This window comes from Achromobacter sp. UBA4530, from assembly GCF_002388205.1.
GTDB lineage: Bacteria > Pseudomonadota > Gammaproteobacteria > Burkholderiales > Burkholderiaceae_B > Achromobacter > Achromobacter animicus.
In genome coordinates this window covers 152,353-174,453 of the sequence record NZ_DGMA01000008.1, presented here as the reverse complement: position 1 = coordinate 174,453, position 22,101 = coordinate 152,353, and the positions used below count along the sequence as shown (strand labels likewise).

Sequence of the window (22,101 nt, the reverse complement as noted above, 5' to 3'; positions counted from 1 at the left end):
GGTGAACTCGAAGGCCATCGTCATTCTCCCTGCGTCGCAGAGGTGGCGGACAGTGCCGGCAGCAGGCCGCCGGTGCCTGGCGGGTAATGCGACGCTGCATATTGTCTGGCCTTGGCCTGGAAATAGGCTTCGACCCACTTGAAACGCTCGCCGTCCTTGGCAAGCCCGACGGTGTTGGCAATGGCGGCGAGGCTGATGGTGTGTCCGCCCGCGCCCCAATTGCCTTCCGACACTTCCTCGATGATGACCAATGCGCCGCTGCCGTCTTGGCGCGTGGCGCCCAGGCTTTCCATCATGGCTGCGTGTACCGAGGCGTGGACCTCGGACTTGTGCTGCTGGCTCATGTAGCCTTCAGGAATGCTGACGCGGGCGAGCAGGCGGCCGTGGGTGCGGATGGGCGTGTCGTCGATCTTACCGCCAACCCACCAGTCTTCGGCGGGCACTTCGGTGAACAGCACCGACGCGAAGGCCAAGCCGCCCGGGGTGCGGGCGCCGCCTTCCATCGTCAACAGCACCTCCGTCAGCCGCTTGCCCATTTCGTTCTTGCTGGCGGGGGCGAGCATCCCCTTTGCGTAATACAGCTGAATCACTGGCATGACATTCTCCTCGCATCCCCCAGACGGGGGGCAAGCGGCGTGTGAATACAAGCGCCGCTTGCAATGCAGGTTGATCTGGAAGGCGTTACTGGATGGTTTCAATAATGAGGAGATCGGCGCCTTCACCGTCCGTCTGAATCGTGATGGGGCGATCGCCCCAAACGCCTCGGCTATCGCGGCGGGCCAGCGTGATGTCATCGACGCTGGCCTCTCCGTCCAGCATGAACACATACACGCCATGACGATTGGATTTGGGCGTGTATTGCAGGTGCATTGCCTGGTCGGCCATCAACCTTGAAACCGATACGTCCTGGCCGATTCGCAAGGCGCCGTCGGCGTTGCCCACCAGTTGCGTAAGCTGATTGCGGCGCGTGCTCGCGTCGAAGTGGCTGCGCGTATAGGAAGGCGGCGTCAGCAGGCGGTCGGGCAAGAGCCACAGATACAGCACTTGCATATCGGTGCTGGCCAGATTCAATTCGGAATGCTTGCCGCCGGAGCCGGCAGAGAAGGCGTAGAAGTCGTTCGGTCCAAGTTGATCGATGTTGCCTACCGTGTTCACGTGCGTCAGCGTGCCCGCCAGAACGAACGCGCAAATGATGAAGTCATGGTGGCGGTGCATGTTGTAGCCGCTACCGGTGCCACTGAATACTTCCTCGCCAAAAACGCGGATCCGGCCGAATCCGGGCATGCCGCTTTGGTAAGCGCCAAAGTTGAAGCTGGAATGGCGGGTCACCATGCCTTCGGGGTGGCCGGCGATATAGCTGGACGCTTCGCCCGTCGACAGAAATTTTTCAAAGCCGCGGTCGTGCGCGCGCAGCACAAAGTCTTTGTTCATGATGAGTTCTCGGCAGGCGTTCAGACGAGGGCGTGCGCGGCGGCTTCGGCGCTGGCGTACGGAAGTTCGACCATTTCGAACCGGCTCTTTGGGGTGCCGCAGTCGGGGCAGACCCAATCGTGGGGGATGTCTGCCCATCGGGTTCCTGGCGCAATGCCGTGTTCGGGCAGCCCCAGGGCTTCGTCGTACAGAAAGCCACAGCCAAGGCAGACGTGGCGCTTCAAGGGTTCATCCATAGATGTCTCCATTGGGCCAATTCGCCTCGGCCCGGGGCGAGCGCATCAGGTAGCGCGTGACGCATTTATATAGCGCGTCACGCGCTACTGCAAGGGATTTGATATAGTGACGGTTCGATTTTTTCCAGGGGATCTCGATGGAAAGCGCCACCAATTTGCGTGAAATGGTGCTGGCGCAACTGCGCTCCCGCATCGTGTCGGGCGAAGCGGCACCGGGCACCATTTATTCCGTGCCGGCAGTGGCGACCGAGATGGGCATGTCCACGACCCCGGTGCGCGAGGCATTGCTGGAGCTGAGCCGCACGGGCCTGGTCGCGCCGCTGCGCAATCGGGGGTTCCGTGTGGAAGCGGCCACGCCCAAGGACCTGGAGAACCATTTTGACGTGCGCATCATGCTCGAATCGGGGGCGCTCGTCGCAATTGCGCGGGCGGGTCTCACCGACGCGGCGCCGCTGATTGAGCTGGCCGATGCGGTTGCCGCCGCCGTCAAGGCAGGCAGTGTCGCTGATTACATCGAAACGGACCGCCGGTTCCATGAAGCGTTGGTGTCGCGCGCAAACAATCCGCTGCTGACACGAATGATCATGGACCTGAGAGCCGACATGCGGCTGTATGGAATCAATTCGCCGGAGGGTCTGGAGCGGCAGCGCGCGTCCGTGTCGGAGCACTACGAAATGATCGAGTTGGCGCAAACGCGGCAGACCGAGGCAATTGCCGCGTTGATCACCCGGCATATCGAATCCTGGAAGCCGCTGCTGACGGCCGCGCTGCAGGACGTGTCGGCGGGGAGTGCGAGGGCCCGAGCCTGATTAGCGCCCGGCGCCCCGTGCACGGCGGTTGGCGGAATGCCTTCCCGCCGCCGCCTCACGTCGCATAGAGATTCGTCAACGATGCCTTGACGAAACCTCCATCCACCACGAGATCCTGTCCATTCACATACGAAGACGCATCGCTGGCAAGAAACGCAACGGCGCCGCCAATGTCCGCCGGCAACCCGATCCGCCGTGCAGGAATGCTCGCGATGCGCTTATGCAGCACACCTTCATTTCGATAGTGCGGTTCCGACAGTGGCGTGCGTATCATGCCCGGGCTGATTGAATTCGCGCGTATGCCCAGAGGTCCCCATTCCACGGCCATCTGGCGCGTCAGCGCCTGCAACGCCGCCTTGGTCGTGCCGTAAGCGCCGAGCCGGGTTGGCGTCTGGGCCGAGATCGATGACACATTGATGATGCTGCCGCCCTGTTGATCCCGCATCAACGGAAACACGGCCTGCGCGCACAGCAACGCGCCGCGCAGATTGATGCGGAAGATGCGGTCCCACAGCTCAAGCGGCAGCGCCTCCAGTCCCACCGGCGGCGCGCTGACGGCGGCGTTGTTGACCAGTATGTCGCACCGCCCGAATCGGGTTCGCACCTGATTGGCCATCTCGGCAACCGAATCGGAATCGGAGATATCACAACGCACGTTCAGGCGGCCATCGGCATCCGAGCCGGCAGGGCATGCGTTGACATCCACCTGGACGACGGCGGCGCCCATCGCATGCAGATGCTCGCAAATGGCAAGACCGATTCCGCCGGTCGCGCCGGTTACCACCGCCACGCGGTCCTTCAAGGCATCGGAGGCAAAAGGAAGTTTGAAAGATGTGTCCATAGGCGCGACCTATTTGTTCTTCAGGTCGGCCACTTCAGCCAACCCCTGCCAGATGACGGCGTCGCGTTTGATGGATGCTGCGAATTCCTTTGCAGACATGTCCGCCGGCACGATCATGTTCTGGCCTTCGATTTTTTCCCGCACGTCCGGCGTGTGCTGCGCGCGATAGATCTCGGCGTTCAGCTTGTCGATGATCTCGGGCGGCGTGCCGGCGGGGGCGAAGACGCCGTACCAGCCGTCCGCCTCAAATCTGTAGCCTTGTTCCGCCAGCGTCGGGACGTCCATCGACGCGGGCCAGCGCCGCGATCCGGTCTGGCCCAGGGCGACCAGCTTACCGCTGCGCATGTGGGGAATGGGCGAGGCGATGTCCATGAAGCCGACGCTGATGTTGTTGGCGATCAGGTCGGTGCTCTCGGTAACCAACTGCTTGTAGGGCACGTGCGGCATGTCCAGGCCGTAGTGCGCCTTGATGCCTTCCATGGCCAGGTTGCCGGACGAGCCGGTGCCCCACGAACCATAGGCGAGTTTGCCGGGATTGGCCTTGGCGTACGCGACCATGTCGGCCAGGTTCTTGAAGCCGGTGGTCGGATTGGCGACCAGCAGGATTCCGGCGGCCCCGACCTGGGCGATAGGGAGCAGGTCTTTTTCCGGATCGTACGGCAGCGAGGGAAGCACGACTGGATTGAGCAGGATGGCGGAGGAGGGGGCGAACAGCAGGGTGTAGCCGTCTGGTGCCGCCTTTGCCACCGTGTCGCACGCAATCATGCCGTTGGCGCCGGGCTTGGCTTCCACGACCACGGACTGGTTCAGCGCCTTGGCAAGCGGCGCGGCGATCAGGCGCGCGAAGATGTCGCCGCCCGCGCCGGATGAGCCGGCGACGACAAGCCGGATGGGGCGCTCCGGCCAGCCGCCTTGGGCAGCAAAAGCGTTCACACCCAGGCCCATCAGCATGCCGCCGAGCAGGATGGCGCGTCGTGTGGGTAAAGGATGGGTCATTGCAGCGTCTCCATAATTTTTTGATTTGTTGGAGCTTTCAAATTCTAGGTAGCCGTACCGGATTGGCTATAGCTGAAACCGCAGTTCAGAACTGCGCGAAACGAAGAAGTCGCGGCCACCGTTGTCGGCAACGGCGATGACGCAGTGCTGCGTTTTCTGCAGGAGAGTTCTTCGGGATGGTGGCTGAATCAACGGATGGGTGCTCTATACACTTTTTGTGGGTCAACATATGAAGAGCCAGCCATGCCTTTCACGCTTCGCCGCCGGTCGCCGCTTCGCTTGCCGTTTCTTCAGACGATTCGTCTGTCGATCCGCCCGCCATTTCGATTGCTGTTGGGTAGCGCGGTGCTGACGGCACTATGTTCGTTTTCCGCCACGGCGCAAACAGACTATCCGACGAAACCGGTGCGGCTCGTGGTGCCGTATCCGCCGGGCGCGGCGACCGATGCGATCTCGCGCGCGTTCGCCCAGCAGTTGGGAACGATCATGGGGCAGCCCGTGGTCGTCGAAAACCGGCCTGGCGCGGGTTCGGCGATCGGCATCACGGCGGTGAAAGGCCGGCCGGCCGACGGGTACACGCTGTTGGTCCATGCCGAAGGGTTCTACAGCGCGAAATTGACGACGCCGGGCGCGGGCTACGCGTTTTCGGATTTCGAGATTCTTGCGCCGTTAGGTCAGAGCAGTTACGCCTTCATCGTGCCAGCCGACAGGGGCTGGAATTGCCTCGAGAACCTGAAGGGGGCAAAGCGCGAATTGGATATCGGCATCGCCGACCTGGGCGTGGGCACTTATTCCACGCTGGCCGCGCGACTGGCATCAGGCCTTCAGACGCAGTACCGCCCCATTCCCTTCAAAGGCGGCGCGGAAGGCCTGACGGCGATCCTGGGCGGGCAGATCGACGGCTACTTCACCACGATTGGCACGACGCAGAACGTCAAGGACAATCCTCACGTCAAGGTGTTGGCGTATACCGGGCGGCCAGGAAGCACCTCGCATCTGCCCGGCGTGAAGACGTTCGCAGAACTCGGCGTGCCGGACATGGTATTTCACAGCAGCTACAGCGTGGCCGTGCGGACGGGCATCCCTGAACCGGTGAGAGACAGGCTGGCAGGATTCGTCAGGCAGGCGGTCGCGTCTGAAGAAATGAATAAGGCGCGCCGCGATCTGTACCTGGACGAATACAGCGGGAGTCTGGACGAGTACAAGCAAGAGCTTCTGGACCTGGCTGCGGAATTCGAAGCAAGCGCGCGGGCCCGCAAGGCGGAATGATTTCAGGAGGCCACGGCTTCCGGTTGCTGGCGCAAGCGCAGTACCGGGGACGTAAACAGCACGGCGAACTGAATGAAGAACCCCACGGTCGACACCCAAAGACACGCCTCCACCCCAAACCGCGCCGCCAGCGTCGCGCCGATCAACGCGCCGATGGGCCGCGCGCCGAAGTTGGCGGTCACGATGACGGATGACACGCGGCCCAGCAGGGCGTTGGGCGTCACCGATTGACGCAGCGTGGTGGTGGTGATGGTCCACAGGATCGGCCCGGCGCCGAACAGAAAGAACCCCACCGCCGCCCATGCCCCTGACGGATAGACCAGCGTCGACAAGAGAATGAAGCTGGCCAGTAACGCCGACAGCGGGCCCGCGCCAATCATCGCGCCGAACGGCAGGCGGCGGGCGAGCCGCGGGGCGGTCAGTGCGCCGGCCAGCATGCCCGCGCCGTAGATACCCAGCGTAATCCCGACGCCCGCGGCGGACAGGCCGAGGCGGTCGACGGCGTAGGCGACGTAGATCGCCAGCAGGACAAACCAGGCGGTATTGAAAAAGAGGGCGGTCAGGAGGACCGGACGCAGCAGGGGATGGGTGGCGACGAAGGCGGCGCCTTCGCGCAATTCGGTGAGCGGATGACGGCGTTGGGCCGTCTTCGGTGCGTCCTGCGGCAAGCCTGCCAGAAAGACTGCGGCCAGCAGCGACAGTGTGGTCGCGAGCACATAGGCGGTGGAGGCGCCCATCCACCCCACGAGCGCGCCGCCCGCCGCAGGGCCGGCCGAAAACGCGGCGCTGCGCGCCAGTTCCAGCCAGCGGTTGGCATTGGAGAGTTCACCAGGCGGAACCAGCTTGGGCACCAACGCAGGCGCCGCCACGTTGTAGGCGACGGTGCCCACCGCCCCGGCGAAGCCCAGCGCGGCGAGCCATTGCAGGCTGAGGCCGCCGGACCACAACAGCGCCAGCAGCACGATCAGGCTTGCCGCGCGCACGGCCTCGGCGGCGGTCATCAGCGAGCGGCGCGACATCCGGTCGGCCAGCACGCCGGCGGGCAGGGACAGCAATAGGAACGGCAGCGTCTGCGCGGTTTGCAGGTAGCCGGTCTGCGCGGCGGTGGCGCCCAAGGCCAGCACGGCATACAGCGGCGCGGCGGCGAGCGCGATCTGCTCGGAGAACTGTGCGGCCAGGTTCGACGCCGCGAGGCGGCGGAAAGCGGAGGGCAGGGCGGGCATGGACGGGGCGGCGGGCGCCGCAGAAACGGCAAGGGCACGATGATGATCGTACCCTTGCGGCCCTGCACTCCGGTCCTTGCTGGGACGCGTCCCGATCAGGGAATCGGGGGGTAGTCGCCGAAGCCGTCGGGCCAGGTGGTCAGCACGTCGTAGCCGGTCTCGGTAACGACGACCATGTGCTCCCATTGCGCGGACAGCGAGCGGTCCTTGGTGACGACCGTCCAGCCGTCGGGGAGTTGCTTGGTCTGCGGCTTGCCGGCGTTGATCATGGGCTCGATCGTGAACATCATGCCGGGCTGCAGCACCAGGCCTTCGCCGGGGCGGCCGTAGTGCAGCACCTGCGGGTCGTCGTGATAGATCTGGCCGATGCCGTGGCCGCAGTATTCGCGCACGATGCTGAAGTGCTCGCGATGGGCGACGGTCTGGATGGCGTGGCCGATGTCGCCCAGCGTGGCGCCGGGCTTGACGGCCATGATGCCGGCGCGCATGGCTTCGTACGTGGTGTTGACCAGGCGGCGCGCAAGCGGACTGGGCTGGCCGACGTAGTACATGCGGCTGGTGTCGCCGAACCAGCCGTCCTTGATGACGGCCACGTCGATGTTCAGGATGTCGCCGTTCTTGAGCACCTTGGCCGACGGGATGCCGTGGCAGATGACGTGGTTGACCGACGCGCAGATGGTCTTGGGAAAGCCGTGGTAGCCGACGTTGGCGGGCGTGGCTTTCAGCACGTTGACGATGTAGTCGTGACAGACGCGGTCGAGCTCATCGGTGGTGACGCCGGGACGGACGTGTTCGCCGATCATGTGCAGCACTTCGGCCGCCATGGCGCCCGCCTTGCGGGCCATTTCGATGTCGGCGGCCGATTTGATGGAAACCTTCTTGGCCATTTATGCGGCCTCCTGCTGTAAGGGTTGCGGCAACCCTTGCGAGAGGGAGGCGATGGTGAAGCCTTCTGCCTGATCGATGCGGATCAGCAATTGGCAGATGTCGGCGTGGCGCAGTTCGGGGTAGAGCTCGGACAGCATGCCGATGCGCATCCAGTGTTCGGCCTGGGAATTGATCGAGCGGCTGAGGGCGCCGCTGGCGACGCGCAGGTTCTCATGCATCTGCTCGGAAATCTTGACGATACCCATAGTGGATGTTCCGTATATGTTTTGTATATGGAACGTATCGTACTGCGGCCTGAGGGCGCGTGCAAATCGGCCCTCAGGCTTCCTTGCTTTCCTTGATTTCCTTGCGCGGCTTGGCGCGCGTGGACTTTTTGGCTGCGCCCGCGCGCGGCGCATCCTTCGGTACGGGGGCGGCCGCGGCAGTCATCTGTTCCATCCACATCAGCGCGTCGGTGTACGACACGAACTGCTGGAGGTAACCGGGCGACATCTCGCGCATCAGGGTCAGCGCGCGGTGCACGAGCTGGTTCGAGTTGAGCGGGCCGGCGTTCTTGTGGACCCGTTCCTGCGATTGGCGGACCTGGCGGTCGGCGCTGAAGCGGGACCAAAGCGCGCGGAATTCATCGAGCAGCGGCAACTCGGGGTAGGCGGCGCGCAGGCCTAGCGGGTCGCGGAAATCGTCGGAGCCAAGATAGGCGATCAACTCGGCCAGCGGTCCACCCCACTCGGCGTCTTGCGAGGCCTCTGCATCAGCCTCAGCGCCTGCATCCGCAGCCGCATCCTCCGCGCCGATCAACTCCCCCTCATACGCCGCGATCAGACCCGCAAGCCGCTCGTCCAGCCGCTGACGCACCGCGCCGTCGTACGCGGCCGCGCGGCGGTCTAGTGCGTCGATCAGGTGAAAGCGCAGCGGGTTGAGGCGATCCGCGCCGCTGGCGCGCCAGGCGTCCAGCACCGCACGTGCATTCAGGCTCTCAGCGCGGCTGCCGTCACTGTTCACCGGGCTTACCCGCTTCGTTGGACGGCTTGGGGATGGGCGTGATTTCCACGCGGCGGTTCTTGGCGCGGCCTTCCTCGTCGGCGTTCGACGCCACGGGTTGCTCGGCGCCAAACGCCGCGGCAAACACCGTTGACGACGGCACGCCTTCGTCGATCAGGGCGCGCGTCACCGTGAGCGCGCGCTGGGCGGAAAGGTCCCAGTTGTCCGCGAAGCGGCGGTTGCCTTCGCGCACCTGCTGGTCGTCGGTAAAGCCGCTGACCATCAGGATTTCGTTGTGGGTCTTCAGGTAGGCGGACAGCGGCTCGATCAGGGTTTTCAGGATCTCGCGGCCCTCGGGCTGGAGTTGGTCGGAGTTCAGCGCGAACAGCACGCTGCCGCTGATGCCGATGCGGCCGTTGATGAGCGTCACGCGGCCGGCGGCCAGGGGGCCCGCCAGCGCCTGTTCCAGGGTTTCGCGGCGATGGGTTTCTTCCTGGCGCTGCTTGACCTCTTCTTCCAGCTGCGTCGACAGCTGCAACTGCACCGCGACGACGCTGACCAGGATGAGGACGAAGGCGCCCAGCAGCACGGACATCAGGTCGCCGAAGACGGCCCAGGCGGGCGCCGTTGCCTCCACGCCGCCGTCGATATCCTCGCTCATGCCGTTTCCGCTCCGGCGGTGGCGCGCTGGGCGGCCAACTGCTGCAGGTTCTCGATGATCTGCTTCTGCGACATCAGGCTCAGGTCGACGACCTCACGGGCTTGCGCCACGTAGTAGGAAAGCTGCTCGTCGCCGCGCGCGATGGACTTGTCCAGCGCGGCTTCGATGCGTTGCAGATGCGCCGTAAGCTTGTCGTTCGATTCGCCGAAGGCCTGCACGGCCGCGCCAAAGGATTCGCCCAGGCTGGCGACTTCGACGGCGCTGCTGGTGACCAGCGACGCCACGTCGGACAGCTTGCCGGTTTCGGATTCGACCTGCGCGGTGAACTGCGCACCCACGCGTTCCAGCATGTCGGCCGACGAGGCGACCAGCCCGTCCACGGCGGTGCGCTGCTCGGCGGCGGTGTGGTTGACGGCGTCCAGCAGCGTGCTCAGCGTTTCAAGCAGGCGGTTGCGCTCCTGCAGCATGTCGTTGTCGCGCACCATGCTGTCAGACAGCTTCTGGCGCAGTTCGCCGATGACCTCGGCGGCGGCGCGGGGCGCTTCAGAAGCCGCTTGAACCAGACGGCCGATCTCGGCGATGGTTTCACTGGCGTGGGCCTGCGTCTGGGCAGTGATGTCCTGCGCGGTCAGGCTCAGGGTGTCGCAGATTTCCTGCTGCAAACCGGCGGCCTGTGCGCCGGCCTGCTGCCATTCGGTGCGCAGGGCGTCGGCCATGGCCGCCAGCTTGCCGGTCCAGGCGGTAAGGCGCTCCTCGTCGTTGGCCGCCAGCGCCGTTTGCAGGGCAGTGTGCGATTGTTCCAGCGTCTGAAGCAGCTCGGCGGCTTGCGTGCCGAAGGCGGCGGACGCGGTTTCCAACGCCTGGCGATTGTCGCGGGCGAGTTGTTGGCCGGTTTCTTCCTGGCGGGCCTGCGCATCGGTCCAGGCCTGCGTGACGCCGCCGGCTGCCGTTTCCAGGCGCGTCGACACGCTTTCCAGCAGGGCGGCCTGCTGCTGCGTCTGGGCAGTGATGTCGCGGGCGGTCTGAGCGAGCGCGTCGCTGATTTCGAGCTGGCGCAGGGCGGCTTGCGTGCCGGCCTGTTCCCATTCCTCGCCCAGCTTGGCCGCCATGGCCGTCAGCGAACCGGTCCAGGCGGCCAGACGCTCCTCGTCGCGCGAGGCCAGCGCGGTTTGCAGGTCGGCGTGCGATTGATCCAGCGTGCGCAGCAACGCGTCGGCATGCTGGCCGAAGGTGGCCGCGGCGGTTTCCAGCGCGCGCTGGTTGTCGGCGGCCAGTTGCTTGCCCAGGTCTTCCTGCCGCGTTTGCGCGTCGCGCCAGGCTTGCGTGACGCTGCCTGCCGCGGTTTCCAGGCGTGAGGACACATCCTGCAGCAAGCGGGCCTGCGCCTCGGTCTGGCCGGTGATGCCGCGCGCGGTCTCGGCCAGTGCGTCGTTGATTTCCTGCTGACGGGCCACGGTGTTCGCGCCGGCCTGTTCCCATTCCTGGCCCAGCTTGGCGGTCATGGCGCCGAGCGTATTGCTCCAGACGGCCAGGCGGTCTTCGTCGCGGGCGGCCAAGGCGGCCTGAAGTTCGGTGTGCGATTGGTCCAGCGTGCGCAGCAGCGAGGCGGCGTGCTGTTCGAATGCCGCCGTGGCGGCTTCGAGCGCCGCCTGGTTGCCCGCGGCCAGCTTGCCGCTGGATTCTTCCTGGCGGGCGAGGGCGCGGGTCCATTGGTCCGACACGCCGTTGGCGGCGGCTTCCATGCGGGCCGACACGCCTTCCATCAGCGCAGCTTGCGCCGCGGCCTGCTCGGCCACGTCGCGCACGGTCTGCGCCAAGGTGTCGTTGATTTCCTGCTGGCGGGCGGCGGCTTGCGCGCCAGACTGCTCCCATTCCTGGCGCAGCGTGGCTCCCATCGCGCCCAGCGTTTCGGTCCAGGCGGCCAGGCGCTGCTGATCGCGCGAGGCCAGATCCGTTTGCAGCGCGGCGTGCGAGGCGTTCAGGGTGCGCAGCAGCGATGCGGAATGCTGTTCGAAGCTGGCTGCCGCGGCGGTGAGCGCCTGCAGGTTGTCGCCCGCCAGCTTCTCGCCGGCTTGCTGCTGGCGCGACAGCGCGTCGGTCCAGGCTTGCGACATGTTGCCGGACGACGCTTCCAGGCGCGCCGACACGCTGTCCAGCAGGTTGGCTGAGCGTTGCTCGAAGGTCTGGGCGAAGCGGTCGAGCGAGGCGCGCAGGTCTTCGGCCATGGCCTCGCTGGCGCGCTGCTGGCCGGCCACTGCCTGGCTCCAGATGCCGGCAACGTCGCTCGTCGCGGCTTGCAGGCCGGCGGTCAGGCCTTCCAGTTGCTGGCGCACGGCCTGCGAGACCGTGTCCTGCAGCGTGGCGGTTTCGCGCGACAGGCTGTCCATGGTGGCTTGCACGACGGGCTGCAGCGCTTCGCCGGCGGAGCGCGCGCTTTGCGCCACGCTGTCCTTCATGGACTGTTCCATCACGGATGCGAGGCGGGCGTAGGCGGCTTCGGCCTTGCCCTGGAAGGCGGTCTGGCTGGCGATCTGCCGTTCGTTCAGCGCCTGATTCTGCTGTTCCATGCTCTTCATCATGGATTCCAGCTGGCCGACGATGGCGGGCATCGCTTCCGCCTGACGTTGCATCACTTCAGCCTGGCGCTGGAGCAGCTTGAAGGATTCTTCGCGCTGGTAGCTTTGCGAATACACACGCAGCGTGGTCGCGGCCTGGGTGTCCAGGAGTTGCGCCGCGTGGACGCGGTCGCGGCGGCACAGTGCCGCCAGGAGGCCCAGCATGGCGGACGCGGCGACGCCAGCGATCGAGGTGCCGAACGCAAAGCCCAGGCCCTTGACGGGTGCGGCCAGCGACGCGCGGATCGCGGCCAGATCGGTGGAGCTTTCAAGCGCAAGGCCGGTGCCGCGCAGCGTGACGACCATGCCGAGGAAGGTGCCGAGCATGCCCAGCAGAACCAGCAGGCCGACGAGGTAGGGCGCCAGCGTCGGGCCGGGCAGGCCCACGCGCTCACCTTCGATACGCAGGCGCGCTGCGTTGCGCAGGCCGGCCGGCACCTTGTCCAGCCAGGCGCCCAGGCTGCCGGGCGCTTCCTTGATGTCCGTCACGGCGCGTGACAGGGCAGTCGTTGCCTGCTGGTAGCGCAGCAGCTCGAGCGCGCCGGCCAGGTAACAGACGCCGATCAGCAGCGTCACGGCCAGCGCCAGCGGGTTCGTTCCCGCGTATCCGGCGCCGATCCAGCCCACAACGGCCAGTCCGGCCAGGAAAACCACGATATTGATCAGAGTCTTGGACATAGTGTCCTAATTAGCTGGTGCGAAGGGCGGCAAGCAACCCTTCGACCGGTTGTAAACGAACATCCAATTCGGCCAGCAGCACGGCGCGCATGTCGGCGCGGAACGTGTCCAGCCAGGCGCCCGCGGTAATTGCCGGGACGGGCGCCGCCGCGTTGGCCGGCGCGGCGTCAAGGGCTGCGACCGCTGCATCGCCGTCGGCTCTTGCATTGCCGTCCGCCTCCGCAGCGGTATCAGCCGGCGCGTCGGCGTCAGCCAAGTCCTGCGCCTCGGCAGCAGCCTGGGCTTCTGCGGCAGCCAGCGCCGCTTCCTCGGCCTTGCGCAGCCGGTCAAAGTGCGTCTGCAGCAGCTTCGGAATCGCGCCGAGCAGGGCCCGCTCCTTGGGCAGCAGCGCGCGGTCCATGATCGCGTCCACCACGGCCAGGCGCGTCCATTCGCCATTGCGCGCCGCGACCATCCCGCGCAGGCGGCTGCGCAGATTGCCGATGCTGGTCTCCATCGTGTGCTGCAACGACAGATACCGCTGGCGAAAACTCGAGTAATCGAACTCGTCCTCGGCCAGGACGGCAGCCAGTTTCTTGGCTGGCGCCGGTACCGGGGCGACCCGCTTGGCGGCCGTGGCCGCCGTGTCGCTGGCGATGGCGTCCGCCAGGGTGGTGCGCACGCGCACGCATTCGCGTTCTTCGGCGCTGCTGAACAGGCGGGCGCCGGGCGCAATGACCGGCGGGCTTGTATTCAAGGCCGCCGACAAGGCGATCGCGTCCGTCCAGCCAAGCCATTGGCTCAGATGGTCGGATAGCGACTGCCTGGACTGCTGGACATCCGCGTCCGTCAGGCGAGTCAGCAAGCGAATGAGCGTCGGGCCGCTTAAACCTGTGCGCTGGGGGGCTTGCAACATACCACCAGAGTCAAAAAGGGGGGAGTTTACACGCTGCGACGGGCCGAGAGGGCCTGTACAGGCGGTCCGGGCGGCCGTCCAGGTCATAAAACGGGGTCGCATCATGGACAGTGCGTCGAAGGCGCTGCAATACTGTGTCGCCACCCAGCGAGCAGGAACCCTGGCCCCGCATGACCGTCGAACGTTCCATGGATGCCCGCACCCCCTGGCGATTTGCCCGACGACTTCTCATCCTGGCCGCGTTGGCCGCCCTGGCGGTCTGGGCCTGGCCGCGTCTGCCGGAGGCGGCGCGCGCGCCCTGGCACATGGCGCGGCTGTCCTGGCAGGACGCGCCCGTGTCGCTGCCCGTGCCGGTGCAGGGCGTTGCGTCCCGGCGGCTGGCCGATACCTGGGGTGCGGCGCGGTCGGGCGGGCGCACGCACCAGGGCATCGATATTTTTGCCAAGCGCGGCACGCCGGTGGTGTCGGCGACCGAAGGCGTGGTCACGCGCATCGGCGAAAACACGCTGGGCGGGCAGGTCGTCTGGGTGATGGGACCGGGCCGGCAAATGCACTATTACGCGCACCTGGACGGCTACGCGGATATCCGCCGCGGCCAACTCGTTGCCCCGGGCGATGTGCTGGGCTTTGTGGGCAATACCGGCAACGCCAAAGGCACGCCGCCGCATCTGCATTACGGCATCTATGCAGGGGGCGGCGCGCTCAACCCGTATCCGCTGTTGACCGCGCCCACCGCAACGCAAGGTTCATCTCTGCCCGTATCGTCCGCGCAATAGCCCTGCAACCCGCCCGCTGCGCGGTGTAGATTGGTGCCCAGGCCAGAACAACGGGGCAGGCAGTGCCGCACTTTCCATGGACTTTCTGATTGAAACGGCGGCGCGCGCGTTGGCCGCAGGCGACCCGCTGGGCGCGTTGAACCAGGTGGCGCTGCGCAGCGACGCGCCCGCGCTGGCCTTGCGCGGCATTGCCTTCGCGCAACTGGGTGATCTGCCCCGCGCCAGGACGCTGCTGCGTAGCGCCGCCCGTGGGTTTGGCCCGCGGCAAGCGGTGGCGCGGGCCCGCTGCGTGGTTGCCGAGGCCGAGATCGCGCTGAAGTCGCGAGACCTGGGCCACCCGGACAAGGCGCTGGATACGGCGCGCGTCACGCTGCAGGCGCACGGCGACGTGGTCAACGCGGCGCATGCCGGTCATCTGACGGCGCGCCGCCAGTTGCTGCTGGGGCGGCTGGAAGACGCGGAGCGCACCCTCGCGCAGGTGGATGCCGGCTCACTGCCTTGGGCGTCGCGGGCCATCCAGGACCTGATCGTCGCGGGCATCGCACTACGCCGCCAGCAGGCGGCCGCCGCCCGCGCAGCGCTGGCGCGCGCGGGACAGTTCGCCGGGCGGGCCGGGATTGCGGCGCTGATGGCGGAAGTGGACCAAGCGGCGCGGACATTGGACGCGCCCGCCGCCCGGCGCATCGGACGCGACGGCGAAAGCACGTTGTCGCTGGACCAGGTCGAGGCCTTGCTGGCGTCCGGCACGCTGGTGGTGGATGCCTGCCGGTTCGCTGTGCGAGGTGGGCAAACGGCTGTCGCGCTGGCCGGCCGTCCCGTGCTGTTTGCGCTGGCGCGGGCGTTGGCGCAGGCCTGGCCCGAGGACGTGACGCGCGACGCGCTGATCGCCCAGGCGTTTCGCACGCGCTATTTTGACGAGACGCATCGTGCGCGCCTGCGCGTCGAGATGGGCCGCCTGCGCACCGCGATCCGCCCGTTGGCCGGTGTCCACGCCACTCGGCACGGCTATGCGCTCGCGCCTGCGGGCGCTTGCGACGTTACGGTGCTGGCGCCGGCCGGCGACGAAGCGGATCCGGAGCAGGGGGCGCTGTTGGCCTTTCTGGCTGATGGCGAGGGCTGGTCGAGTTCGGCGCTGGCGCTGGTGCTCGGATCGAGCCAGCGCACCGTGCAGCGCGCGCTTGACGCCCTGGCCGAGACCGGCAAGGTGCAGGCCTTCGGCCAGGGGCGCGCGCGGCGCTGGATGCTGCCGCCGGTGCCTGGATTCACGACAAGCTTGTTACTCCCGGCGATTCTGCCCGCCCAGTAGCATGGAAGCACCCCTACAAAAGGAAGCCACCATGAAACGATCACAAGCCGAAATCCTCCGTGAATATGGCCCGTTTCCGGGCGTCGAGGCCGTCCATGGGCTGACCTATGACGGCAAGCAGGTGTGGTTCGCTACGGGCGACAGCCTCGTTGCCCTGGACCCGGCCACCGGACAGACGTCGCGCTCGCTCGACATCACCGCGAATGCGGGCACGGCCTTTGACGGCACGCACCTCTATCAGATCGCCGATGGCCGGATCCAGAAGGTCGATCCGCAAAGCGGCAAGGTGCTGTCCACCATCCCGGCGCCCGGCGGCGAGGGCGTGTCTGGCCTGGCCTGGGCGGAAGGCAGCCTGTGGGTCGGCGCCTACCGCGACCGCAAGATCCATCAGGTCGACCCCGAAACCGGCAACGTGCTGCGCACCATCGACTCCAACCGCTACGTGACAGGCGTCACATGGGTGGACGGCGAGCTTTGGCACGGCACGTGGGAAGCCGAAGAAAGCGAATTGCGGCGTCTTGAACCGCGCACCGGCGAAGTGCTGGAGGCCGTCGAGATGCCGGCGGGCATTGGCGTGTCGGGCCTGGAATCCGATGGCGGCGCCCGGTTTTATTGCGGCGGCGGCGAAAGCGGCAAGGTGCGCGCGGTGCAGCGGCCGGGCAAGCCGCAGGATTAAAAAATGGGGAAAAACAACAGTAGATGGAGATGAGAAGGATTTGCATTTAAACTTCCTGCCGATTTGTCACCCTTTTGACCCACTCGGTAGGAAGCCCAATGCAAGCAGAAAGACGCGCCCGACGCGGCCACATCGTTCACCCACGTTTCATGCTGCGCCGCACGTCGGCGGCGGTTTTCCTGGCGTTGGCCTCGGGGGCCGTTGCCGCGCAGGACGCCAACGTGTCGACGCTGCCTTCGGTGCAAGTGGTGGGCGAGAACGCCAATCCGAACACCACCGAGGGGACGGGGTCCTACACCCCGCGCGCCACGGCGGCCAGCACCGGGTTGTCGCTGTCCCTGCGCGAGACGCCGCAGTCGGTCACCGTGATGACGCGCCAGCGCATGGACGACGAAGACATGCGATCGCTGGCGGACGTCATGGGCAGCACGCCGGGTATTTCGGTGCAGAACTTCGACAGCGAGCGCTACACGTTCAATTCGCGCGGCTTCAGCATCACCAACTACATGTACGACGGCGTGCCCACGGCATTCGACGTGGGCTACGCGGCGGGCGAGTCGTCCGTCGACCCCATCATCTATGACCGGGTGGAGGTCGTGCGCGGCGCCACGGGCCTGATGACGGGCGCCGGCAATCCGTCGGCCTCCATCAACCTGGTGCGCAAGCACGCCGACAGCCGTGAGTTCAAGGCGGACCTGAGCGCGGGCGTGGGCAACTGGGACACCTATCGCGTGACGGCCGACCTGTCCACGCCGCTGAATGCCGAAGGCACCGTGCGCGGCCGCATTGTGTCCGCCTACCAGGACAACCATTCGTTCCTGGACTACTACCAGAACAAGAAGAAGGTCTTTTACGGCGTGGTGGACGCCGACCTGACCTCGCGCACGACGCTCAGCGTGGGCTACAACTACCAGGACAACGAGCCGCAGGGCAGCAGTTGGGGCGGCTTTCCGCTCTGGTACGCCGACGGCGGCCGCACCGACTGGCGCCGGTCGCTGAATACCGGCGCGCGGTGGACCTCGTGGGGCAGCACGACGCAGGGCGCGTTTGCCAGCCTGGAGCATCGCTTCGACAACGATTGGCGCGTTCAGGCCGTGGGCTCGTATTCCAAGAACGAAATGGACGGCAAGCTGCTGTATCTGTACGGCTGGCCGGACCGCGAAACCGGCCTGGGCATGGGCGCGTCGCCCGCCTGGTATCTGGGCGACCGCAAACAGAATGCGCTGGACCTGAAGGCCAACGGTCCATTCACGCTGTTTGGCCGCCGCCACGAAGCCGTGGTCGGCGCCAGCTTCAACCGGCAGAAGGGCGATTTCAACTACCGGTCCGCCATCGATGCGGCCGACGTCGGCAACTTCCTGAACTGGAACGGCTCGTATCCCGAACCGGACTGGAACGATTCCATCATCGCCAACCGCTACACCACCACCCAGACCGGCTGGTACGGCGCGTTGCGCCTGAACCTGGCCGATCCGCTCAAGCTCATCGTGGGCGGGCGCTACAGCACGTGGAAGACGAACGCGATCGGCTTTGGCGGAGAAGGCCGCACCGAGTTCGAGAAGAACGCCTTCACGCCGTACGCCGGCCTGCTGTACGACATCAACGACACCTACACCGCATACGTCAGCTACACCGGCATCTTCAATCCGCAGACCTACCAGGACCGCAACGGCAACTGGTTGGATCCGCTGGAAGGCAAGTCGTACGAGGCCGGCATCAAGGGCGAATGGCTGGAGGGCCGTCTGAACGCCAGCGCCGCGATCTTCCAGATCGACCAGGACAACGTGGCGCAGGTCGACCCGGGCCAGATAGTGCCGGGCACGACCAACCAGGCCTACACGGCCGCGCAAGGCACGCGCAGCCGCGGCTTCGACCTGGAAATGTCGGGTGAAGTGACGCCGGGCTGGAATGTGGCGGCCGGATGGTCGCATTGGACGGCCAGCGACGGCGAGGGCAACGCGATCCAGACCGACCAGCCGCGCAGCCTGGTGCGCGTCTTCACGACGTATCAGTTGCCGGGCGACTGGAACCGCCTCACGATCGGCGGCGGCGTGAACTGGCAAAGCCATGTCTACACCATCGCCAGCGGCCCGAACGGCGACGAACGCGTCAGCCAGGGCAGCTACGCCATCACCAACCTGATGGCGCGCTACCGCTTCAACCGCAGCCTGTCGGCGCAGTTGAACGTGAACAACGTGTTCGACCGCAAGTACTACAGCCAGATCGGCTTCTACAGCCAGGGCGCGTGGGCCGCGGGACGCAGCGCGATGCTGACGATGCGCTACCAGTATTGATCGCGGGCGTTATGCGGGTCGGCCTTACACGGCCCGGCCTTACGCGGCCCGGCCTTACCCGCGCCTGGCATTGCCCGCCCCGGTCTCAAGCCGGCCCGACCGGTCCGGAGGCCGCCCGTGCGGCCTCCGCGATGCTGGCGATGAACGCCTTGGCGGCCTCGGGCATGATGCGTCCGGCCAGCGTCTGCACCTCGAAGTGACGTTCGTTCATTTCGCGGTCGCGTAGCGGCACGGCGACGATCTTTCCCCATTGCAGGCGGTTGCGGATGGCCAGTTCACCACAGAAGGCCACGCCGCCGCCCGCGCTGGCAAAGCCGACCAGCGCGTCGATGCTGCGGCTGGTGAACGCCGCCTCGCAATGCAGTTGCTGGCGGCTGCAACTGATGTCGATCAGCTGGCGCAACGTGGAATCGGGGCTGGGCAGGGCCAGGGGATAGGCGATCAGCTGCGCCAGCGCCATCTCGCGCCGGTCGGCCAGCGGATGGTCTGCCGCCAGGATCGCGCGCACCGGCGCCGGCACGCGCGCTTCCACGCGGATGTCGCGCTGCGACGTGAGGCTGAGGGTGATGCCGATGTCCGCCGAGCCGTCCCGGATGCGCTGGGGGATCTCCTGCTGCGAGCAGACGTCCAGCGAAAACCGGATGCCCGCGTAGTGCTGCCGGAAAGCCGCGATGGCCGCCGGCACGAACTCCGACGCATAGCCCTCGGTGCTGACGATGCGCACATGGCCTTGCCGCAGGCCGCGCAGCGCCAGGATGTCGCCCGCTACCCGTTCCACGTCCTGCTGCATGCGTTTGGCGTGCGCGGCCAGGAGTTCGCCGGCGGCGTTCGGGACCATGCCGCGCGCGCGGCGCTCGAACAGCAAGGTGCCAAGTTCCCGTTCGATGCGGGCAATCTGGCGGCTGACGGCCGAGGGGGCCACATCCAGGCGCCCCGCGGCTTCACTGACCGAGCCGGTGCGCACGACTTCCAGGAAATAGCGCAGGGAAATCTCCTGCAGGACGCGGGGGTTCATGGTCGGCTCCAAGGTTTGCGGAAAACGCAAAGAAGAATTCTAACCATTGATATTGCTGCAAAGCGCTGGCCGCCTCTAGGATGTGGGCATTATTTGCGCTTCCCATTCGCTACCACAGCCATGTTTCAATCCGACGCTCCCTCCCAATCCCCCGTTCTGGATTCCCTGCGGCAGGCCAAGCCGGTGTTGTGGACAGGCCCGGACATGCCGGCGCCCGCGAGCGGACCGGGTGCGCATTTCCTGATGGATCAGGTGCTGTCGGCGCAGGAACGCTTTACGCGATTCGCGCCGCTGCTCGCCGAGCTGTTTCCGGAGTTGGCCGAGACGGGAGGCGTGATCGAGTCGCCGCTGCTCCCCGTTGCCGCCATGCAAGTAGCGATCGGCCTGCCGCCGGACGCCGGCCGGTTGTGGATCAAGGCGGACCACGCATTGCCGGTGGCCGGCTCCATCAAGGCGCGCGGCGGCATTCACGAAGTGCTGGAATTTGCCGAATCGCTGGCGCTGCGCGAAGGGTTGCTGCTGCCGGGCGATGATTACCGCAAGCTGGCCGGTCCGGAAGCCCGCGCCGTGTTCGGCCGGTATCAGGTCGCCGTGGGTTCCACGGGCAACCTGGGCCTGTCCATCGGCGTGATTGCATCGGCGCTGGGGTTCCGGTCGGCCGTGCACATGTCTGCCGATGCCAAGGAATGGAAGAAGGCGCGTCTGCGGGCGCGCGGCGTCGAGGTCGTGGAGCACGCGGGCGACTACGAAAAGGCCGTGGCCGCGGGCCGGGCGCAGGTCGAAGCCGATCCTTTTGGCTATTTCGTGGACGACGAGCGGTCGGCGTCCCTGTTCATGGGCTACGCCGCCGCCGCGCTGCACCTGCGCGTCCAATTGATCGAGGCGGGCGTGCGGGTCGACGCCGAGCATCCCCTGTTTGTCTACCTGCCTTGCGGCGTGGGCGGGGCGCCGGGCGGGATCGCCTTCGGCCTGACCCAGCTGTATGGCCCGCACGTGCATTGCTTCTTCGCCGAGCCGGTCCAGTCGCCGTGTTTCCTGGTGCGCATGATGGCCGGCCAAGGCGAGCTGCCGGGTGCGCCCGCGTCCGCGTCGGTGTACGACGTCGGCCTGACCAACGTGACCGAGGCCGACGGCCTGGCGGTTCCGACGGCGTCCGAGCTGGCGTACGCGGCGGTGGGCGCGCAACTGCGCGGCGTCTACACCGTTGAAGACGACACGCTGTACGCCGACCTGGCGCGCCTGAAGGACAGCGAAGGCCTGCGCATCGAGCCGTCCGCGGCCGCAGGTTTCAGCGGTCCGCGCCATCTGTGCGGCACCGACGCCGGCCGCGCATGGCTGCGCGCGCACGGCCTAGCCGCGCATCTGCCGCGCGCGACGCACCTGGCCTGGACCACCGGCGGGCTGTTCGTGCCTGACGAAGAATATGACCGATTCCTGAGCCGCGGGCGTTCGCTCGCGGCCGGCAACTAGGCGCCGACAGACGCGCCGCTTATCCACCACCTCCCCATCGAGCACCGCCATGAAAACCTCGTTTCTTGCAGTCAGCCTCGCTTTTGCCAGCACCGTCGGCGCCGTCGCGCCCGCAGTGGCCCAGGACGCCTATCCCAGCCGGCCGATTACGCTGGTCGTGCCTTTTCCGCCGGGTGGCGCCACCGATGTGCTGGGCCGCGTGGTGGCGCAGAAACTGGGGCAGGAATTGGGGCGCACGATCGTGGTGGAAAACCGCGCGGGCGCTGGCACGGTGATCGGCGCCAGCTTCGTCGCCAAGGCCGCGCCGGACGGCTACACGCTGCTGGTCAGTTCGGGCACGACGTTCACGGTCAACCCGGCCATTCAAGCCAACCTGCCGTACGACCCGGTCAAGAGCTTCGAGCCGATCGGCATTGTCGGCCGCACCGGCCTGGCGCTGCTTGCGAACCCCAAGGTGCCCGTCAAGGACTTGAAGGAGTTCGTGGCCTATGTTAAGGACCCGGCTCACGATCAGCCGCCGTACGGATCGTTCGGCACCGGCACCACCGCGCATTTCGTGGGCGAGGCCTTTACCTCGGCCGCCAAGCTGAAGATGACGCACGTGCCGTACAAGGGCAGCTCGCCCGCGATGACTGACCTGATCGGCGGACAGATTCCGTTCTCGGTCGACACCGTGGCCGCGGCCCTGCCGCAAAGCAAGCAGGGCAAGGTGCGCGTCCTGGCGGTGTCCGCGCCCAAGCGCTCCGCCTTCCTGCCCGACGTGCCCACGTTCGCGGAACAGGGCTATCCCTCGGTCGCGATGGATACGTGGCTGATGGTCGCCGCGCCGCGTGGCCTGCCGGCCGACGTGAAGACGCGGCTGGAGAAGGCGCTCAAGGCCACCGTCGAATCGCCCGAGGTGGTCAAGAGCCTTGAGGCGCAAGGCTTCGAAGCCGCCTTCGCCAGCGCCGCTGAAGGCGAGGCGCTGATCCAGCAGGAACTGCCCGTCATGCGTGAAGTGGCGCAGCGGGCCAACATCAAGATCGACTGAAGGAAGACGAC

At 66.5% G+C, this 22,101-nt stretch carries 21 protein-coding genes; 8 read left to right on the top strand and 13 right to left on the bottom strand.

Annotated features, from left to right (window positions below; genetic code table 11):
• Positions 1-20: 20 nt before the first annotated feature.
• The 3 genes from B2W22_RS07630 to B2W22_RS07620 form a co-directional block, all read right to left on the bottom strand.
• Positions 21-596 carry a tautomerase family protein gene (locus tag B2W22_RS07630; protein WP_175183680.1) on the bottom strand — a complete coding sequence of 192 codons (576 nt, stop codon included), beginning with the start codon at positions 594-596 and terminating at the stop codon, positions 21-23.
• A gap of 85 nt (positions 597-681) precedes the next feature.
• Entirely contained in the window at positions 682-1,431 is a 750-nt protein-coding gene (locus tag B2W22_RS07625) for a pirin family protein (RefSeq protein ID WP_286936978.1), read from the bottom strand.
• Between the two features lie 20 nt (positions 1,432-1,451).
• Complete coding sequence (locus tag B2W22_RS07620) at positions 1,452-1,667, bottom strand: rubredoxin (protein ID WP_175121243.1); 216 nt, start codon at positions 1,665-1,667, stop codon at positions 1,452-1,454.
• Positions 1,668-1,804: 137 nt separating this feature from the next.
• Here B2W22_RS07620 and B2W22_RS07615 point away from each other — a divergent pair, with 137 nt between their 5' ends.
• The gene (locus tag B2W22_RS07615; protein WP_286936976.1) at positions 1,805-2,476 is read left to right on the top strand and encodes a GntR family transcriptional regulator; all 672 of its coding nucleotides are present in this window, start codon (positions 1,805-1,807) and stop codon (positions 2,474-2,476) included.
• 55 nt (positions 2,477-2,531) lie between these two features.
• Here B2W22_RS07615 and B2W22_RS07610 read toward each other — a convergent pair whose 3' ends face one another.
• Together B2W22_RS07610 and B2W22_RS07605 are read right to left on the bottom strand one after the other, a co-directional pair.
• Positions 2,532-3,317, bottom strand: coding sequence for an SDR family NAD(P)-dependent oxidoreductase (locus B2W22_RS07610; RefSeq protein ID WP_286936974.1), 786 nt, complete (start codon positions 3,315-3,317; stop codon positions 2,532-2,534).
• A 9-nt stretch (positions 3,318-3,326) separates the two neighbouring features.
• Positions 3,327-4,313: a Bug family tripartite tricarboxylate transporter substrate binding protein gene (locus B2W22_RS07605; protein ID WP_286936971.1), complete on the bottom strand. Its 987-nt coding sequence runs from the start codon at positions 4,311-4,313 to the stop codon at positions 3,327-3,329.
• A gap of 144 nt (positions 4,314-4,457) precedes the next feature.
• Here B2W22_RS07605 and B2W22_RS07600 point away from each other — a divergent pair, with 144 nt between their 5' ends.
• Positions 4,458-5,582, top strand: coding sequence for a Bug family tripartite tricarboxylate transporter substrate binding protein (locus B2W22_RS07600; RefSeq protein WP_286936969.1), 1,125 nt, complete (start codon positions 4,458-4,460; stop codon positions 5,580-5,582).
• Between the two features lie 2 nt (positions 5,583-5,584).
• On the opposite strand, the gene B2W22_RS07595 is transcribed toward B2W22_RS07600, so the two are convergent.
• The 7 genes from B2W22_RS07595 to B2W22_RS07565 all read right to left on the bottom strand — a co-directional run bounded on the left by B2W22_RS07595 (position 5,585) and on the right by B2W22_RS07565 (position 13,523).
• Positions 5,585-6,805, bottom strand: a complete 1,221-nt coding sequence (locus B2W22_RS07595) for an MFS transporter (RefSeq protein ID WP_286936968.1) — start codon at positions 6,803-6,805, stop codon at positions 5,585-5,587.
• A 95-nt stretch (positions 6,806-6,900) separates the two neighbouring features.
• The gene (gene map, locus B2W22_RS07590) at positions 6,901-7,692 is read right to left on the bottom strand and encodes a type I methionyl aminopeptidase (RefSeq protein WP_056318211.1); all 792 of its coding nucleotides are present in this window, start codon (positions 7,690-7,692) and stop codon (positions 6,901-6,903) included.
• A complete protein-coding gene (locus tag B2W22_RS07585) occupies positions 7,693-7,938 on the bottom strand; it encodes a ParD-like family protein (RefSeq protein ID WP_175121249.1) in 246 nt (81 codons plus the stop codon).
• 73 nt (positions 7,939-8,011) lie between these two features.
• Positions 8,012-8,695, bottom strand: coding sequence for a DUF2894 domain-containing protein (locus B2W22_RS07580; RefSeq protein ID WP_286936965.1), 684 nt, complete (start codon positions 8,693-8,695; stop codon positions 8,012-8,014).
• Complete coding sequence (locus B2W22_RS07575; protein ID WP_175183673.1) at positions 8,685-9,335, bottom strand: OmpA family protein; 651 nt, start codon at positions 9,333-9,335, stop codon at positions 8,685-8,687. Before B2W22_RS07575 ends, B2W22_RS07580 begins: the two co-directional genes overlap by 11 nt.
• Positions 9,332-12,628 carry a DUF802 domain-containing protein gene (locus tag B2W22_RS07570; protein WP_286936963.1) on the bottom strand — a complete coding sequence of 1,099 codons (3,297 nt, stop codon included), beginning with the start codon at positions 12,626-12,628 and terminating at the stop codon, positions 9,332-9,334. Before B2W22_RS07570 ends, B2W22_RS07575 begins: the two co-directional genes overlap by 4 nt.
• Before the next feature lie 10 nt (positions 12,629-12,638).
• The gene (locus B2W22_RS07565; protein WP_286937338.1) at positions 12,639-13,523 is read right to left on the bottom strand and encodes a DUF3348 domain-containing protein; all 885 of its coding nucleotides are present in this window, start codon (positions 13,521-13,523) and stop codon (positions 12,639-12,641) included.
• Between the two features lie 170 nt (positions 13,524-13,693).
• On the opposite strand from B2W22_RS07565, the gene B2W22_RS07560 reads away from it, so the two are divergent.
• The 4 genes from B2W22_RS07560 (at position 13,694) to fhuE (ending at position 18,575) form a co-directional block, all read left to right on the top strand.
• Entirely contained in the window at positions 13,694-14,299 is a 606-nt protein-coding gene (locus B2W22_RS07560; protein ID WP_286936962.1) for a M23 family metallopeptidase, read from the top strand.
• A gap of 76 nt (positions 14,300-14,375) precedes the next feature.
• Positions 14,376-15,605, top strand: coding sequence for a helix-turn-helix domain-containing protein (locus tag B2W22_RS07555; RefSeq protein WP_286936961.1), 1,230 nt, complete (start codon positions 14,376-14,378; stop codon positions 15,603-15,605).
• A 31-nt stretch (positions 15,606-15,636) separates the two neighbouring features.
• On the top strand, positions 15,637-16,281 hold the full coding sequence (locus B2W22_RS07550; protein WP_175136282.1) for a PQQ-binding-like beta-propeller repeat protein: 645 nt from the start codon (positions 15,637-15,639) through the stop codon (positions 16,279-16,281).
• Positions 16,282-16,379: 98 nt separating this feature from the next.
• The gene (gene fhuE, locus B2W22_RS07545; protein ID WP_175183669.1) at positions 16,380-18,575 is read left to right on the top strand and encodes a ferric-rhodotorulic acid/ferric-coprogen receptor FhuE; all 2,196 of its coding nucleotides are present in this window, start codon (positions 16,380-16,382) and stop codon (positions 18,573-18,575) included.
• Between the two features lie 85 nt (positions 18,576-18,660).
• On the opposite strand, the gene B2W22_RS07540 is transcribed toward fhuE, so the two are convergent.
• A complete protein-coding gene (locus B2W22_RS07540) occupies positions 18,661-19,590 on the bottom strand; it encodes a LysR family transcriptional regulator (protein ID WP_175121256.1) in 930 nt (309 codons plus the stop codon).
• A gap of 120 nt (positions 19,591-19,710) precedes the next feature.
• Here B2W22_RS07540 and B2W22_RS07535 point away from each other — a divergent pair, with 120 nt between their 5' ends.
• Together B2W22_RS07535 and B2W22_RS07530 are read left to right on the top strand one after the other, a co-directional pair.
• Positions 19,711-21,060 carry a D-serine ammonia-lyase gene (locus B2W22_RS07535; protein WP_286936958.1) on the top strand — a complete coding sequence of 450 codons (1,350 nt, stop codon included), beginning with the start codon at positions 19,711-19,713 and terminating at the stop codon, positions 21,058-21,060.
• Positions 21,061-21,109: 49 nt separating this feature from the next.
• On the top strand, positions 21,110-22,090 hold the full coding sequence (locus B2W22_RS07530) for a Bug family tripartite tricarboxylate transporter substrate binding protein (protein ID WP_175121258.1): 981 nt from the start codon (positions 21,110-21,112) through the stop codon (positions 22,088-22,090).
• Positions 22,091-22,101: the final 11 nt, after the last annotated feature.